This window comes from Rhizobium bangladeshense (genome assembly GCF_017357245.1).
Lineage (GTDB): Bacteria > Pseudomonadota > Alphaproteobacteria > Rhizobiales > Rhizobiaceae > Rhizobium > Rhizobium bangladeshense.
Window position 1 is genome coordinate 3,169,655 of sequence record NZ_CP071612.1, and the last position, 15,014, is coordinate 3,184,668.

Annotated in this window: 12 protein-coding genes and 1 pseudogene; 5 read left to right on the forward strand and 8 right to left on the reverse strand. The window is 60.4% G+C overall.

Annotated features, from left to right (window positions below; all coding sequences use genetic code 11):
• Window positions 1-199 precede the first annotated feature (199 nt).
• Window positions 200-967: a DUF2076 domain-containing protein gene (locus J2J98_RS15460; protein WP_064705776.1), complete on the forward strand. Its 768-nt coding sequence runs from the start codon at window positions 200-202 to the stop codon at window positions 965-967.
• A 126-nt stretch (window positions 968-1,093) separates the two neighbouring features.
• Here the strand turns inward: J2J98_RS15460 and queF are convergent, their stop codons facing one another.
• The 6 genes from queF to J2J98_RS15490 all read right to left on the reverse strand — a co-directional run bounded on the left by queF (window position 1,094) and on the right by J2J98_RS15490 (window position 8,467).
• Window positions 1,094-1,558 carry a preQ(1) synthase gene (queF, locus tag J2J98_RS15465; RefSeq protein WP_064705777.1) on the reverse strand — a complete coding sequence of 155 codons (465 nt, stop codon included), beginning with the start codon at window positions 1,556-1,558 and terminating at the stop codon, window positions 1,094-1,096.
• Window positions 1,558-2,472, reverse strand: a complete 915-nt coding sequence (gene emfA, locus J2J98_RS15470; RefSeq protein WP_207601506.1) for a cation diffusion facilitator family transporter — start codon at window positions 2,470-2,472, stop codon at window positions 1,558-1,560. Before emfA ends, queF begins: the two co-directional genes overlap by 1 nt.
• A gap of 170 nt (window positions 2,473-2,642) precedes the next feature.
• The gene (locus J2J98_RS15475) at window positions 2,643-3,353 is read right to left on the reverse strand and encodes a DUF2161 domain-containing phosphodiesterase (protein WP_207601507.1); all 711 of its coding nucleotides are present in this window, start codon (window positions 3,351-3,353) and stop codon (window positions 2,643-2,645) included.
• Window positions 3,354-3,365: 12 nt separating this feature from the next.
• Window positions 3,366-3,605 carry a hypothetical protein gene (locus J2J98_RS15480; RefSeq protein WP_064705780.1) on the reverse strand — a complete coding sequence of 80 codons (240 nt, stop codon included), beginning with the start codon at window positions 3,603-3,605 and terminating at the stop codon, window positions 3,366-3,368.
• Between the two features lie 153 nt (window positions 3,606-3,758).
• Window positions 3,759-5,948 carry an anthranilate synthase gene (locus tag J2J98_RS15485; protein ID WP_207601508.1) on the reverse strand — a complete coding sequence of 730 codons (2,190 nt, stop codon included), beginning with the start codon at window positions 5,946-5,948 and terminating at the stop codon, window positions 3,759-3,761.
• A gap of 269 nt (window positions 5,949-6,217) precedes the next feature.
• Window positions 6,218-8,467, reverse strand: a complete 2,250-nt coding sequence (locus tag J2J98_RS15490) for a TonB-dependent hemoglobin/transferrin/lactoferrin family receptor (RefSeq protein WP_207601509.1) — start codon at window positions 8,465-8,467, stop codon at window positions 6,218-6,220.
• Between the two features lie 268 nt (window positions 8,468-8,735).
• Here J2J98_RS15490 and J2J98_RS15495 point away from each other — a divergent pair, with 268 nt between their 5' ends.
• Window positions 8,736-9,689 (forward strand): extensin-like domain-containing protein, encoded by a 954-nt coding sequence (locus J2J98_RS15495; RefSeq protein ID WP_207601510.1) that lies wholly within the window; start codon window positions 8,736-8,738, stop codon window positions 9,687-9,689.
• A gap of 32 nt (window positions 9,690-9,721) precedes the next feature.
• Here J2J98_RS15495 and J2J98_RS15500 read toward each other — a convergent pair whose 3' ends face one another.
• Complete coding sequence (locus J2J98_RS15500; protein ID WP_064705784.1) at window positions 9,722-11,401, reverse strand: formate--tetrahydrofolate ligase; 1,680 nt, start codon at window positions 11,399-11,401, stop codon at window positions 9,722-9,724.
• Between the two features lie 106 nt (window positions 11,402-11,507).
• Between J2J98_RS15500 and J2J98_RS30375 the strand changes: the two are divergent.
• A pseudogene (locus tag J2J98_RS30375) lies at window positions 11,508-11,710 on the forward strand (TIGR00645 family protein); the annotation flags it as partial.
• 56 nt (window positions 11,711-11,766) lie between these two features.
• Here J2J98_RS30375 and J2J98_RS15505 read toward each other — a convergent pair.
• A complete protein-coding gene (locus J2J98_RS15505) occupies window positions 11,767-13,440 on the reverse strand; it encodes a hypothetical protein (RefSeq protein WP_207601511.1) in 1,674 nt (557 codons plus the stop codon).
• Between the two features lie 332 nt (window positions 13,441-13,772).
• Between J2J98_RS15505 and J2J98_RS15510 the strand changes: the two genes are divergently transcribed.
• Both J2J98_RS15510 and J2J98_RS15515 read left to right on the forward strand, forming a co-directional pair.
• The gene (locus J2J98_RS15510) at window positions 13,773-14,498 is read left to right on the forward strand and encodes a helix-turn-helix transcriptional regulator (protein WP_207601512.1); all 726 of its coding nucleotides are present in this window, start codon (window positions 13,773-13,775) and stop codon (window positions 14,496-14,498) included.
• Between the two features lie 46 nt (window positions 14,499-14,544).
• Window positions 14,545-15,006 (forward strand): PAS domain-containing protein, encoded by a 462-nt coding sequence (locus tag J2J98_RS15515; protein ID WP_207601513.1) that lies wholly within the window; start codon window positions 14,545-14,547, stop codon window positions 15,004-15,006.
• Window positions 15,007-15,014 lie beyond the last annotated feature (8 nt).

Sequence of the window (15,014 nt, forward strand, 5' to 3'; positions counted from 1 at the left end):
CGCACATAGTGCGACTCAATGCCTAAAACAATGCGGGAAAAACACAAGGCACGGAAGCGGTGGAGATATCCTTAAGAAGCCGCGCGCCGTTCCGCAAGCCTTACTGAAATGTAACGGTAGAAGGCTTTGAAAAGCCTGAATCGGTTCCTACCTCACCCCTCACATGGCACCGCCATCCGAGATCAACAGGAGACAGGATATGTCACCGGAAGAACGCCAATTGTTGACAGCCCTCTTCGACCGCGTGCGCACGGCGCAAGCCCAGCCGCGTGACCGCGAGGCCGAAGCCCTGATCGAGCAGGCAACGCGCGAGCAGCCGTCGGCCACTTATTATCTTGCCCAGGCCGTTATCGTGCAGGAAAAGGGCCTGGAAGCTGCCGCAAACCACATCAAGGAGCTCGAGGAGCGTGTCCGACAGCTCGAAGCCGGCGCCAGCGAGCACCACCAGGCCGAACAGGGCGGCGGTTTCCTGAGCTCGATCTTCGGCAACACCCAGACGCAGCAGCCCGCGCCCGTCCCCTCCAACCCCGGCCCCTGGGGTCAGCCGTCGCGTTCCTATGACGAATCTCGCGGCTACGACAGCAACGCTCGCCAGATGCCGCAGCAGCCGAGCGGCCCGTGGAGCCAGCAGGCCTCCGCGCCGTCTGCCGGCGGCAGCTTCCTGCGCGGCGCGCTCGGCACGGCGGCCGGTGTCGCCGGCGGCATGCTGCTTGCCAATTCGCTGAGCGGCATCTTCAGCAACCACATGTCCTCGCTTGGCTGGGGCTCGCCCTTTGGCGCCAACCCCTTCGGCAATGCCAGCGCCCCCAACGAGGAAACCGTTATCAACAATTTTTTTGGCAACGACGACACCCGCCAGGCATCGGATAATGCCGGCAATGACAATGACGACAATGTCCAGCAGGCGGATTACGACGACGGCGACGATTACAGCGACGACTCGTCCGCCGACGTTACGGATGTTTGAGGTTTAGCGGGTGAAGACGGGCAGCGGTTGCCGCACCGTTGACCGGCCCTTCACTATGGCTTAGGGCGTTCGCCGCTGCAATCGATGCACGGGATCGATTGCTGCCGCCTTAGGCGACACCGCGGCTCACCCACGTCCACGATAGGTGGCGACGCCCTGCTCAGGCAGCCACACGCCTTCCGGCGGCTTGCCCGTCTGCCAGAACACGTCGATCGGAATGCCGCCGCGCGGATACCAGTAGGCGCCGATCCGCAGCCACTTGGGATCGAGCAGTTCGACGATGCGCTTGGCGATGTAGATCGAGCAATCCTCGTGGAAGGCGCCGTGATTGCGGAAGGAATGCAGGAAGAGCTTCAGCGACTTCGATTCCACCAACCATTCACCCGGAATATAGTCGATGACGATATGGGCGAAATCCGGCTGCCCGGTCATCGGGCAGAGCGAGGTGAACTCCGGCGCGGTGAAACGCACCACGTAATCTGTGCCGGCATGATTGGACGGTACTTTTTCCAGCACCGCCTCCTCCGGCGAATTCGCAGTTTCGGTCTGGTGGCCCAGCATAGACAGGCTGGAAACATCTGTATTCGGCATCATGCCTCCTTGACGACTTTGACGCGGATGCCATGGGCTTTTTCGCCCTCCGGCTCCACATGAATGGCTATTTTGGCGCCCTCATGCACGGCTCTGATGGCATCCTCAAGGCGATCGCATATATCATGCGCCTGCCTCACGGACATAGAGCCCGGCACCACCATATGAAAATCGATGAAGGTGACGGTGCCCGCCCGCCTTGTTTTTAGGTCATGCACGCCGATCGAGCCCTCTGCATGGGTGGCGATCGCCTGCTTGATCGCCTCCTCCTCCTCCGGCTTAACAGCCTGGTCCATCAGCCCGCCGATCGATTGCGAGATCACCTTCCAGCCCTGATAGAGGATATTGCAGGCAACAAGGATGGCAAGCACCGGATCGAAGATCGCATAGCCTGTCGCCAGCGCCAGGAGCAGACCGACGAGTACGCCGACCGACGTCACCACATCCGACATGATATGCTGGCCGTCCGCCGTCAGCGCCGCCGATCGATGCTTGCGTCCGGTCCGGATCAACAGGCGCGCCCAGACCGCATTAATGAGGCCTGCGGCAAAATTAACCGCAAGGCCAAGCGCCGGTGCATCGAGCATGCGCGGCTCGGCGAGATAGCCGATAGCCTCCTTGACGATCAGCAGCGCGGCGACGACGATCAGCACACCTTCGGTGACGGCGGATAGGTATTCCGCCTTGTGATGGCCGAAGGGATGGTCATGATCGGCCGGCTTCTGCGCATAACGGATGACAAAGAAGGCGATGAAGGCGGCAACGACGTTGACCATCGATTCGAGCCCGTCCGATAGCAGTGCCACCGAGCCGGTCACCCACCAGGCCACCATCTTCAGCCCCATGACGCCGAGCGACAGCGGGATGCCCCACATCGCCAGCTTCCGAACCGTAAGATCGCCGTTGTCGCTCATATCGTCCTCCTGCGGTTGCGAGTGAATAGCAGGATCCAGGCCATTGAAATGCAAAACCGCCCACGCGAATGTCGCGCAGGCGGTCCAGTTGAGGGTGGTATGGGCGATGCTGGAGGATTTGTCAAAGCAAATGGCGCGCGCTTTCCAGCGGTGGCTCCGCCCAAGCGAAATCAGATTGCCGCACTCTCGTTGCCGGGCACTGCACCGCTCAAGGGCGCCAGCTCCGAAAGCACGGGCTGCGGCCAGCGCACAAGAGCGGCTTGGCCGGCTGACGTCAAAGCATAAACCCCCTTTTCCGTACGCTCGAACCATCCGTATACGTTGTCACGCAGGATTGGCCCCGCCTTGGGTGCGATCAGTTTCATCTCCCGCGGTCGCTTGAGTCCCTGCTCAAGTGCTGCCGCGCAGAGCAGCGCCTGCTGGCGGTAAGCCGTCATGATCGGCGCCCGCGAACCGCCGCCAACAACGGGATCGCCGCGTCGGCGTTGGTGCTCGCTGACGAGGCGTGAACGCCGCTTTGGATTGGTGCGCGGCATAGGAGAGATGGAGCTGACGACGACGCTGACTTCGCCGCCGTCGGAAATGCCTAGCATGCCGATGCCGAGCCGCCGGCAGAGGTCGCGATAGCGTTTGTCGGTCTCCCGCCCGCGCCCCTTGACCGAAACGCGCGCCGCGATCCAGACCTCATCGCTCATCGACGCCCGGTCGACTGCCTGGAGAAGCAGTTCGAGGTTGAAGGAGAGCTTGAGTTCGCAGACGACTACGACCGGCGGCTCACCTTCGCTCAAGCCGACGAGATCGCATCCGCCGACCTCACCCTTCACGACGTAACCGGCCGCCTCGAGAAAAGCTTTGACCGGCAGGTAGAGCGACGTCTCCATCGAAAAAATGCCTCAGGCGGCGTTGAGATCGGCAATCTCGCCGTATCGCGCAAGCAGGCGCGGCGAGGTCATGTCGCCTGTTTCTTCGTCGACGATGACCGCATAGGCCGCAACGCCGACGAAGCGCTCGGCCATCGCCAAAGCGATCTTTTCCGCGCTGATGGAATTGGATGCCTGGCGCATTTCGCCGGGCACGAGATTGCCGCGGTTCTTGCGGTAAGGGAGGATGATGAACTTTTCAGCATTGGCCACGGCAACTGGCTCCGATTGATCGTTCCTGAAATGTTCCGATTTGTCCGATAAAGTCAACCGGGCTCCGCAATACTGTCCCGCACCGACCACTGAATCCACGTAGGAATGCCCGCGCCGCCCTTCCCGCAAGCAGGAAGAGCGGCGCAATCGCCGTCAAGCAGCCTTTGTCTTCACCTTGCGCGCCAGATGCGCCACGACGTTCTCGATCATCCGCATTCCGGCATCGCCGCCGAGTGTCATGATCGATTCCGGATGGAACTGCACCGCGGCGACAGGCTCCTTGGCATGCTCTATGCCCATGATCGTGCCGTCGTCGCTCTCCGCCGTGATGATGAATTCACGCGGCAGGGTCGAAGGGTCGGCGAAGATCGAGTGGTAGCGGCCGACCGTCACCTCCTTTGAAAGACCGGAGAAGACGATGCCCGGCTCCAGCACACGGATTCGCGACGGCTTGCCATGCATCGGAAGCGCCAGATGGCGCAGTTCCCCGCCATACGCCTCGGCGAGCGCCTGCAGGCCGAGGCAGACGCCGAAGATCGGCAGGTTACGCGCTCGCGCTTTTTTGATCGTCGCCTTGCAGTCGAAATCCCTGGGCGTTCCAGGCCCTGGCGACAGCACGACGAGATCGGGGTTCAGCCGATCGAAGATCTCTTCCGGCACCGGTGTGCGGACGGTTGAAACCGTCGCCCCCGTCTGGCGGAAATAATTGGCGAGCGTGTGGACGAAGCTATCCTCATGGTCGATGAGCAGGATGCTGACGCCCTTGCCGACGCTCGCGACGTCGCGCTGGATCTTGCCGGAATTGCCGGTCTTGGCGTCTCGTATGGCGGAAAGCATGGCAGAGGCCTTCAATTCGGTTTCGGCTTCTTCTTCCTCAGGAATGGAATCGTTAAGCAGCGTCGCGCCGGCGCGCACTTCGGCGATGCCGTCCTTGATGCGCACGGTGCGCAGCGTCAGGCCGGTGTTCATGTCGCCATTGAAGCCGACCATGCCAATCGCCCCACCATACCATGCGCGCGGGCTCTTTTCATGGCTCTCGATGAAGCGCATAGCCCAGAGCTTCGGGGCCCCGGTCACGGTGACCGCCCAGGCGTGGCTCAGGAAGCCATCGAAGGCATCCATGTCGTCACGCAGCCGCCCCTCGATATGGTCGACCGTGTGGATGAGGCGCGAATACATCTCGATCTGCCGGCGGCCGATCACCTTGACCGAACCGGGCTCGCACACGCGGCTCTTGTCGTTGCGGTCGACGTCCGAGCACATGGTCAGCTCGGATTCGTCCTTCTTCGAATTCAGGAGCTTCAGGATCTGCTCGCTGTCGGCGATCGGATCGTCGCCGCGCTTGATCGTGCCCGAGATCGGGCAGGTCTCGATGCGGCGGCCGGAGACACGCACGAACATCTCGGGCGAGGCGCCAACCAGATATTCCTGATTGCCGAGATTGATGAAGAAGGAATAGGGCGAGGGATTGATCGCCTTCAGCCGTTTGGAAATATCGGAAGGCTTGCTTTCGCAGCGCTCCATGAATTTCTGCCCAGGCACAACCTCGAAGAGATCGCCTTTGCGGAAACTTTCCTTCGCCTTAGTGACGAGCTCGGCATACTCGCCCGGCCGATGGTCGCTCTTCGGCGGAATGGCATCCGTGTGCTTGAAGGGCTCCGGCGCGATATCCTCGGCCTTGCCTTCGGTCGTTACACCGTCCCTCTCGAAATCATAGCGGTCGATCCAGGCCTTGGCGGCATAGTTGTCGACGACGAGGATCTCGTCCGGCAGATAGAGCACCATATCGCGCTGATCGGAAGGCCGCGTCAGTTTCAGATCGATCGCATCGAACTGGAAGGCGATGTCGTAGCCGAAGGCGCCGTAGAGTCCAAGGCTCGCATCCGCCTGCGAATAGAACAGGTCGGTGACGGCACGCAGTACCGTGAAGACGGTCGGCATCTTCGAGCGCTCTTCCTCGGTGAATACCCGATCCGGCGTCTTGACGGAGAGGTCGAGGCGACGGGCGGAGGAGGCGCCGAGCACGAGCTCGGGCACCGTCTTCAGCCGCTCGGTCACGAAGCCGAGGAGCACCTCGCCGCGCTCGTTATAGGCCTCGATCCAGACGTCGCGCCCGAAGGAGGAGATGCCGAGCGGCGGATCGACGACGGCGGTATCCCAGCGCGTATAACGGCCCGGATATTCGTAGTTCGACGAGAAGACCGCGCCGCGGCGCTCGTCGAGCTTGTCGACATAGGAAGAGACCGCGTCGGCATAGGGGATCGCCCGCCGCTGCCGGGTGACAGTGATGCCGCCCTTGGTCTCGTAGATTTCCGCACCATCATCCCGAAGGATCGTTACCATAGTTCCACTCCGTTATCGGGGCCCGGACGACAGGCGGCGATAAACAAAAAAGCCGCCTCGAAGTTTCGGGCGGCTCACTCGTCGTCGTCTTTGGACACGATTGGTCGAGGCCGCCTCAGCGAGCCCACCACCAAACAGCGATGTTCAAAGACTTGATCATGAAAAAATTGTTAGCCTGAGATCAGCCGCCGCGCAAGAGGCGATTGCGTAACGAAAAAAGAGCGGCCCAAAAGCCGCCCCTCCCCCAGCCTCGAAAGTATTGATGGCAATCAGAAGGTCTTGGTGAGCGACACCTTGTATGTGCGGCCCGGCTCGGAATACCACTCCCGCGGCTGCGACGCCGTCGCCGAGTTGAGATTAACGTCGCGCACGGCGAGCGCGTTGTAGTGCTCCTGGTCGAAGATGTTGTAGACACCAGCTTGAACGCGCAGGCCCGGCAGCTGTTCCGGCGTCCACCAGCCGGTCAAATCCACGATGGCATAACCAGGCGCATCGAAGGTCGTATCGGGGGTCGTGCCGACGGTATTGAGGTGGTCGGTCAGCATGCCGGCCGAAAGCGTCGAGGAAAGGTCGAAGCCGAAGGTCTCATTGCTCCAGCCGCCGCCAATGATCGCCTTGAACGGCGCCACCGAGCGCAGGCGCTGGGTGGTCTCTTCATTCCTGCCATAGGCATAGGCAAGCGAGGCATGCAGATTGATGCCGTTGTCAAAGGTCTTGGCGGCGCTTGCTTCAATACCCGAGATCGTCGCCGCTGCCACGTTCGTGTAATTGAACTCAGTAAAGCCTGTCGCGTCGACGCTCGTTACCGTTTCAATAAAGTTCTGATAACGGGTATGGAAAGCCGCGACCCTTCCGGTAAAATCGCCCGTGTCGAAATTGGTGCCGATTTCGATGCCGCGGCCGATTTCCGGTTCCAGATCAGGATTGCCGAGTTGGGCGTAGCGACCTGTAGGGTTGTAGAAGCGGCTGTAAAGCTCATCCACCGTCGGTGCGCGGAAGCCGACGGCCAGTTGCATATAGAGCTCTACATCAGGCGTCAGGTCGTATGTCGCAAGGATCTTCGGCGACATGGCAGCTTCCGTTCGCTCGCGAAGATCGCCGAAACGGGTAAGGCCGGTATTGTTGGCAAAACCGCCGCCGGTCGAGGGATCGTAGTTGAACCAGTCGAAGCGGAAGCCGGGCGTCAGCGTGAAGCCGGTATTGCCGATCTCGATCTTGTCTTCGACAACTAGCCCAAGGTTCTGGCTGTCCACATTCGGCACTTCCGCCTGGTTGTTCAGCGACGGGCAAGTCGTCGACGTGGGGCACAGAGCCCAGCTATATTGGCTCCAGCTGGAGACGCCGACGTCAAGGCCGACGCGAACGGAGTGGCTGAGACCGGAATATTCGAAATCCTTCGTCGCGGTGCCGCTGAAGCCCCAGGTTTCGTTTTCGACCTCGTTATTGCGGCCATAGGCAACATCGGCGGTCGTACGGCCCCCGCTGCCGGCCTCCTTCTTCAAATCCTGCCAATAAAGTGTGGCGCGCGCACTGCTGAAGAACGCGTCGGAAGACTGCGCTTCATAATCGTAGTCGAGCGATACGCGATCGCGGTCACGCTGTTCGCGACCGTCATAATTGTCCATCATGAAGTTGCGGGGGCTGGTTCCTCCCTGAAGATGGCGCAGGTCGGTTTCTAGGTCGCGGCGGAAGCGTTCCGCCGTCAAGCCGATGCGATGACCGCCTTCCAGCTCCTGACGCAGTTTGAAGAGCAGGTTGTTCTGGTCGAAATCGGCAGGATTCGCCTCGGTCCGACGAGCGCCGTAAACGTCATTGTTGCCCAAGTTCGCCCGCTCATGGCCTTTGCGGTAGCCGCCCTGGAACAGGATCGAGGTGCCGCCGATCTTCTTGGCGGCGGCGGCCGAGCCGGAAAGGCTGCGGTCTTCGCTGTCATAGGTCGATTTCACGATCGCGCCCCAATCTCGGCCTTCCGGAATGAGATCTTCCGGCTCCAGCGTATTGAGAACGATGGCGCCGCCGAGCATGCCCGAACCGCCCTTGCTCGAATCCGCGCCGCGCACGATATCGAGCGAGGACAGCGAATCGAAATCGAACGTATCGCCGCCGCCATTTGCGTTGGCAGGCGCAAAAGCGCCCTGGCGCGAGCTGTTTGAAATATAAGGTATCGGAATGCCGTCTATGGTGGTCAAGATGCGAGCGCCGGAAAAGCCGCGCAGATTAAAGCCCGCATCGGCGCGCGAATAGTTGACGCCTGCATCGACGCTGCGGCCGATATCGTCGAAATTGGTAACCTGTTTCTCTTCCAGCTGTTTCTTGGTGATTTCCGTGGCGAGCGGCGTGTCGGCGACGCTGCCCGGAGCCACGCGCTTGCCCTTGACGACAATCTTCTGCAGGACAGTGCTGTCATCGGCCGTCGCTTGTGGCGTCGGTGCCGAGGCGCTTTGCGCGAACGACTGCGAAACAGGAAGAACGGCTGCCGTGCAGACCAATAGAACCGAGCGCCAATGCCGGATGATCATAACCTACCCTCTAATGATGATTACCGGGCTGGCTGGTCGTGGCGGTCGAACGCTCGATGGGCTGGCTGGGCTTTTACGGATAAAGACGAAGCAGAATTCCGCCTTCTTTTCGCCGCATAAAAAACATGAGGACGATTGTCAACATAAGCTGCCGCACTATGTTGAATATTGCGATCAAGTTTTAGCCTTCTTCAAGGACGTTGCACAATTGCAACGAAAAACGTTCTCAAGCGTTGTTTCTAGCCACGGACACTAGGAAGCGGATGCGTTGAGAAAATTTTCGACATTGGCGATCCTTCTCGCCGCTACTGTCTTTCTTGTCGGCGCCCGCCTGCCACCACAAGGTCCATTGCCCCAGCCTAGGCCCGATGCCGCCCCCGTGACCAGCCCCACCGCCCCGTCTTCGGAAAAGGCGGAACCGCCCACGCCTGAAGAGGTCCCCGCTCCTCAGCCGAAACCGGATATCAAGGAGCCTGAGGCGCCGGCATCAGGCCAGATACCAACGCCTCAGACCGCACCGGCAAAACCCGAGCCATCAGAACCAATGCAGGGCCCACCGCTGCCGCCGGACATGCACCAAAGTCCACCTACGCCCGCGGAGGAGGGCAAGCCGCCCGCTGAGCAGACGCTTGAAGAGCAGAATCTGACGATTGAACCGGAGAGCGATGCCGCGCACGCCGAATGCACCACCGCACTCAAGGCCCTGGGTGTCGTCTTCCGGCAAGCGCCGCGTATCGACGACGGCAACGGCTGCGGCATCGACAAGCCGATCATCGTCTCCGAAGCCCTGCCCGGTATCACGCTGAAACCGGAAGCGACGATCCGGTGCCCCGCCGCACTCGCCCTTGCCCGCTGGATCAAGGAGAGCGTCATCCCCGCCGCTTCCGCCGCCCTACCGGAGCAGGGCCGCATTACCGCTGTCAACCAGGCTACGGCCTATATGTGCCGCCTGCGCAACGGCTCCGAAACAGGCAAGATCTCCGAGCATGCCCGCGGCAACGCCATCGATATTGTGAGCTTCCACTTCGAAAAGGGCGAGGATGTCGCCGTCCGCTCCCGCCGCGAGGACCCGACGCTAACCGGCGCCTTCCAGCGCACCGTCAGCGCCGCCGGCTGCCTCTATTTCACCACCGTCCTCGACCCCGAAAGCGACGCCGCCCATGAAACCCATTTCCATCTCGACGTGATCGAAAGAAAGGGTGGCTACCGCTATTGCCATTGATGGCTTCAGCGCGGGCCCTTTCCATCCTTCGATCAGAACAATCCTTCGATATAGCCTTGGTCGTTGAGGAAAATCCGCTCCGCCGACGGCGATTTCGGCAGGCCGGGCATCGTCATGATCTCGCCCGTAATTGCGACGACGAAGCCCGCGCCGGCCGAAAGCCGCACCTCCCGCACCGAGACGATATGGCCTTCCGGCGCACCGCGCAGGTTCGGATCGGTGGAGAAGGAATATTGCGTCTTCGCCATGCAGACCGGGAGCTTGCCGTAGCCCTGCTCCTCCCATGTCTGTAGCTGGTCGCGCACCGCCTTGTCGGCCGTCACCTCGCCGGCATGGTAGATCTTCGACGCGACGATTTCGATCTTCTCGAACAGAGAAATATCGTCGCCATAGAGCGGCTGGAATTTCGCCTGCCCGGATTCGGCCAACTCCACCACCTTGTGTGCGAGTTCCTCGATTCCGGCCGAACCTTTCGCCCAGTGCTGGCAGAGGATCGCTTCGGCGCCGAGCCGCGATACGAACTCCTTCACCGCCGCGATCTCGGCATCGGTATCTGTGACGAAATGATTGATCGCTACGACGACGGGTACGCCGAAGCGGCGCACATTGGCGACGTGCCGGCCGAGATTGGCGCAGCCCTTCTTCAGCGCCGCGACATCCTCCGTGCCGAGATCCTCCTTCTTCACGCCGCCGTTCATCTTCAGCGCTCTGACGGTGGCGACGATGACGGCTGCATCCGGCTTCAACCCGGCCTTGCGGCATTTGATATTGAAGAACTTCTCGGCGCCTAGGTCCGCCCCGAAGCCCGCTTCCGTCACCACGTAATCGGAGAGCTTCAACGCCGTCTTCGTCGCTGTCACCGAATTGCAGCCATGGGCGATGTTGGCGAAGGGGCCGCCGTGCACGAAGGCCGGATTGTTTTCCAGCGTCTGCACGAGGTTCGGCTGCATCGCATCCTTGAGCAGCACGGCCATCGCGCCGTCGGCTTTCAGGTCACGCGCATGGACCGGCGTCCTGTCGAAGCGATAGCCGATGATGATGTCGCCGAGCCGCCGCTCCAGATCCTTGAGGTCAGTGGCGAGGCAAAGGATCGCCATCACTTCGGAAGCAACGGTAATATCGAAACCGCCTTGGCGCGGAAAGCCGTTGGCGACGCCGCCAAGCGAGGAGACCATGCTTCGCAGAGCCCGGTCGTTCATGTCCATCACCCGCCGCCAGGTGATGCGGCGGATGTCGATATTCTCTTCGTTGCCCCAGTAGATGTGGTTGTCGATCATCGCCGCCAGCAGATTGTGTGCCGAGGTGATCGCATGGAAATCGCCGGTAAAATGCAGGTTGATGTCTTCCATCGGCACGACCTGCGCATAACCGCCGCCGGCCGCCCCGCCCTTAACCCCGAAGCAGGGGCCGAGCGACGCCTCGCGTATGCAGACGATCGCCCTTTTTCCGATCCGGTTCAGACCGTCGCCGAGGCCGACGGTCGTCGTCGTCTTGCCCTCGCCCGCCGGCGTCGGATTGATCGCGGTAACGAGGATCAGCTTGCCATCCTTCTTTTCCGCTTGCGCCGCGATGAACTCGGCGCTGACCTTTGCCTTATCGTGACCATAGGGAACAAGCTGCTCGGCCGCGATGCCGAGCGTCGCCCCGATCTCGAAGATCGGCTTCTTGGCCGCGGCGCGCGCGATTTCGATATCGGATTTGATTGATGGCATGGATCTACCCCGTCCCGGCCTGCGCGGGCGCGAAGGCGTTGTCCTCGCATTGGGATATCGAAATATCGGCAAGCTGTGAATAGCGCTCGCCCCGCAGGCGCCACGCTCCCTGAAGATCAAGGTCGCCTCCCCGATCGTCGCCATCTCCTCCATCCATTTGCGGCAGGTCTTCCTCAATGCCGACCAATATGACGACAGCAAGATCATGTGGCCGACGCCCATTCACCTGGCCTTCGGCGCCGTGATACTGGGCTTCCCAGAGAAGCTGATGAGCGTCACATCGAAAATGATCTGAAGGACAAGGATTGACGAGGCGGGAAGACACATTCAGATCGGCGACCGAGAGTGCCCTTCCGCAGCCGATATCAGTTTGCCAAAGCCGCAGGGGTGATTTCAGGCTTCTGATTTCTGGGGCATCGGAGACTTTCCTTCGCCTCCGGTCCACAGACGTGCAAGCCGGGCTCTTCATCATAAGGAATGATACCATTGATGACGCCAAGCTTGAACGCATGAGAGGGAAGTAACTTCTCTCGCTCGATCGATGTCGCAAGCATCATCGTCTCGTATGTCTCTGCACTGACGCCCATCTCGTCAAAATAGGCGAAGAATTTCGTATATTGACTCGTTGTTGGCCTTACGAGGCCGATATCTGAATACCCGACAATCCGCGGCGTTCCGCTCATCAAGACGAGAGTACAGGTCGAAAGACAATACGCACGGCCAGCGAAAACTTCGCTCTCTGTCGATCCGCTTTTGGCGATACTGGCTTTGCAACGCGGGTCCAGTTTTGGACAATTCGGCAACTGCGTTCTACCGATCGAAGTCTCCAGACCTGCAGCGCGGATTATGCGCCCCATGGCGAAGGCCGCATCCATATCCCCGCCATTGGACTGAAGAACGATCGGCAGCTTCCTTTCGCCGAGCGTCTTCAGGACCGCTTCCAGCTGAGCTGGCGTATCCGGCGTGATGTCTCCGTCCGCGGAAATCCATTGTCTGCACTCTTCCAGGCAATTGCCATTGGACATCAGGAGAAAATCCATGGGCCGAGTTTTCGGCAGGCTCTCGCTTGCGCCTCCGGACGCATTCTGCGCGGATGCCTGCGATACCGGCGCCTCAGCCACAGGCGTCTTCACGCTCCGACTGTGGCAGACCGCCTCGGCGGCTGCATCCGGTGCACAACGCGGCATGCCTGGCCATTCACTGTAAGACAGCATGTCGGTCATAAGGCCTATTCGAGTTGCCTCGGCGGGCGGCACGATCTTGATGCTGTCAGGCGTGGCGCTCATCATGTGATCCAGCAGATCCTTTTCGACCCCCATCTCCTTCAAGTAGCTCGTGAGCGCCACGGTCGCCTTCTTGCCGAGCTTGGTGGAACTGCTCTGCCCCGCCGACTTGCGCGCGACTTCTTTGCGGGAGATCTCCTTCTTCTTGCCGTTCACGATCTTGTATTCGATACGGTAGGAGACGCGCACCTTGTTATAGATCGTCGTGATCTGGTGAACCCCGATGAAAGCCCATTGCGACGCGACACGCGACGTACCGCCCGCGAAGGCCAGCGGGCAGGCGGAAAAACAATATGCGCCGTCCGAATAGGTGTTACCCAGTGCGGTCCCGTCCTTTGCGATGGCGGCATCGCAGCGCAGATCGTCAGCCGGGCAATCCTTCAGTCTTGTGCCTCCTACCGCCGTTTCCAGACCCGCTTTGCGGATCATCCGGCCCATCGCATAGGCGGCATCGACATCACCGCCCTCGGAACGGAAGACGATCGGCGGCTTTCGGTTACCGATCTTCTTGAGGATTTTTCGCAGCTGCGCGGGCGTGTCTGAGGTTATGCGTCCCTCTGCCGATATCCATCCCGGACACTCTTCCATGCAGAGGAGATGGTGGACGAGGATGAAGCGCATCGGCGGCTGCCCTGCCGGCCTCTTCTCCCCGGCAGCCTGCGAGGCCACTGCACCGATCGGCAAACCCAACAGAAGAAAAACAAGTAAGATGAGAGAAAACAGATGCTTCAGATGCAGGCTGAATGCAGGACGCACGATTAAATCGCCTCAGTTATACATTACAATACGCTTATCAATTGCATTGCGCCGCAGCAAGCCAGATTTCGACGCCTCCCGCCGCCCGGGCTTTTCCGGCATGATTCTTTCCCGGACCATGGCACGATGAATCCAAAACTATCCTGCGGCAGGAGAAGTCAAAGATACCACAACGTTACTTGCATAGGCTGCAGCTCAACCGATGCGCGAGCAGTCGTGACTATTTCTACACGATTTGAACCAATTGGCCTGAGATAAGCCGATTGGGACTAGCATCCAGCGGTGTTTGTGTATTTGATAGCGTTAACATTCAGGCTGCCGGAGGCGTACAAATGTCTTACATGACCACCTCTGAAAGACAGTCGTTGCTTTCGGCGGAACTTGCTGTCGCAGGAACGCGCGGTCTGTTTGCACAAGCACTCGCAAGAGTCTCTGCCGCCTTCGGGCTGTCCTATGCGACGCTGATGCACGCTCCGTCGCCGGAGGACCTCCTCCTGAAACCGCTACTGATCGAAAGCTCGCTTCCCGCCGCCTATGTCAGGGATTTCGATCGCGCCAACATGATGCGGGGTTGCCCTTTCGGCGTACGGCTGCGGGAGTCCGCCGTGCCGCAGGCCTGGCACCTCAACGATGTCGTCAATGGACAGGCCTTTCCGGGCGAACTGCGCGCCCTGATGCTGCGCTATGGGATACCTGCGGGTGTCGCCATGCCGACAATTGCAGTCGATGGCCGGCGCCTGATCTTCTGGTTCTGTGGCGAGCGCGCCGCTCTCGGCCAGAGCGAGGTAAACGAGCTGGCCATCATCATCCTGCACGCCCTCGACGCATACAATTTGGTCAGACGCAACGAGGAAAACGCGCACAATGCGCTGTCGGCTCGCGAACTTGAAGTCGTGCGCTGGACGGCACAGGGCAAGACCTCGATCGAGATCGGCCAGATCCTGACGCTCTCCGATCACACGGTGAACGCCTATATGACCAACGCGATCAAAAAACTCGATTGCGTCAATCGCACCCAGTTGGTAGCAAAAGCAATTCGATTGAAGCTGATCAGCTGAAGAATCAGAAGAGGGTCAGCACGTCGTCCCGTGACTTGGGGGAATCGTGTCTCTTCGCTTCGAACAGCCCGTCGTCGACAAGATAGAACAGTCTCGCGCCCATATCGGTATCACCGATGCGGAAATCGTCCAGATGGTTGCAGCCTATCGCCTTTTCGGCTTCTGGCGCATCGACATCGAAACTGGACATTTCTTTGCAAGCGAGGATGTGCACGCGATCTTCGACCTTCCCTATAGCGACGGACCGGTCAATCTGACCGAGCTGATGTCGCGCATTCACGCGGAAGATCGCGGCCTGATCGCCCAGACCTTCGAGGAGGCAAGCCTCCAGGGAGTCGGCTTCCATTTCGTCTACCGCGTCGACAATCGGCTTGGCGGCTACAAACTGGTGCGCAGCATCGGCCGCTTCCGTGACGATGCGAGCGGTGGCGGCATCGTCGGCGTCACCTATGAATTCGTCGAGAAGCTGCGCGTGGTCGGCTTCGAGGATCATACGGCACGCCGCTGACCACCCGC

What these genes read in the sequence shown, in the direction of transcription:
- emfA (WP_207601506.1), bottom strand. Translation starts at nt 2,472, where the DNA reads ATGAGCGACAACGGCGATCTTACGGTTCGGAAGCTGGCGATGTGGGGC.
- J2J98_RS15460 (WP_064705776.1), top strand. Translation starts at nt 200, where the DNA reads ATGTCACCGGAAGAACGCCAATTGTTGACAGCCCTCTTCGACCGCGTG.
- queF (WP_064705777.1), bottom strand. Translation starts at nt 1,558, where the DNA reads ATGCCGAATACAGATGTTTCCAGCCTGTCTATGCTGGGCCACCAGACC.
- J2J98_RS15485 (WP_207601508.1), bottom strand. Translation starts at nt 5,948, where the DNA reads ATGGTAACGATCCTTCGGGATGATGGTGCGGAAATCTACGAGACCAAG.
- J2J98_RS15475 (WP_207601507.1), bottom strand. Translation starts at nt 3,353, where the DNA reads ATGGAGACGTCGCTCTACCTGCCGGTCAAAGCTTTTCTCGAGGCGGCC.
- J2J98_RS15510 (WP_207601512.1), top strand. Translation starts at nt 13,773, where the DNA reads ATGTCTTACATGACCACCTCTGAAAGACAGTCGTTGCTTTCGGCGGAA.
- J2J98_RS15490 (WP_207601509.1), bottom strand. Translation starts at nt 8,467, where the DNA reads ATGATCATCCGGCATTGGCGCTCGGTTCTATTGGTCTGCACGGCAGCC.
- J2J98_RS15500 (WP_064705784.1), bottom strand. Translation starts at nt 11,401, where the DNA reads ATGCCATCAATCAAATCCGATATCGAAATCGCGCGCGCCGCGGCCAAG.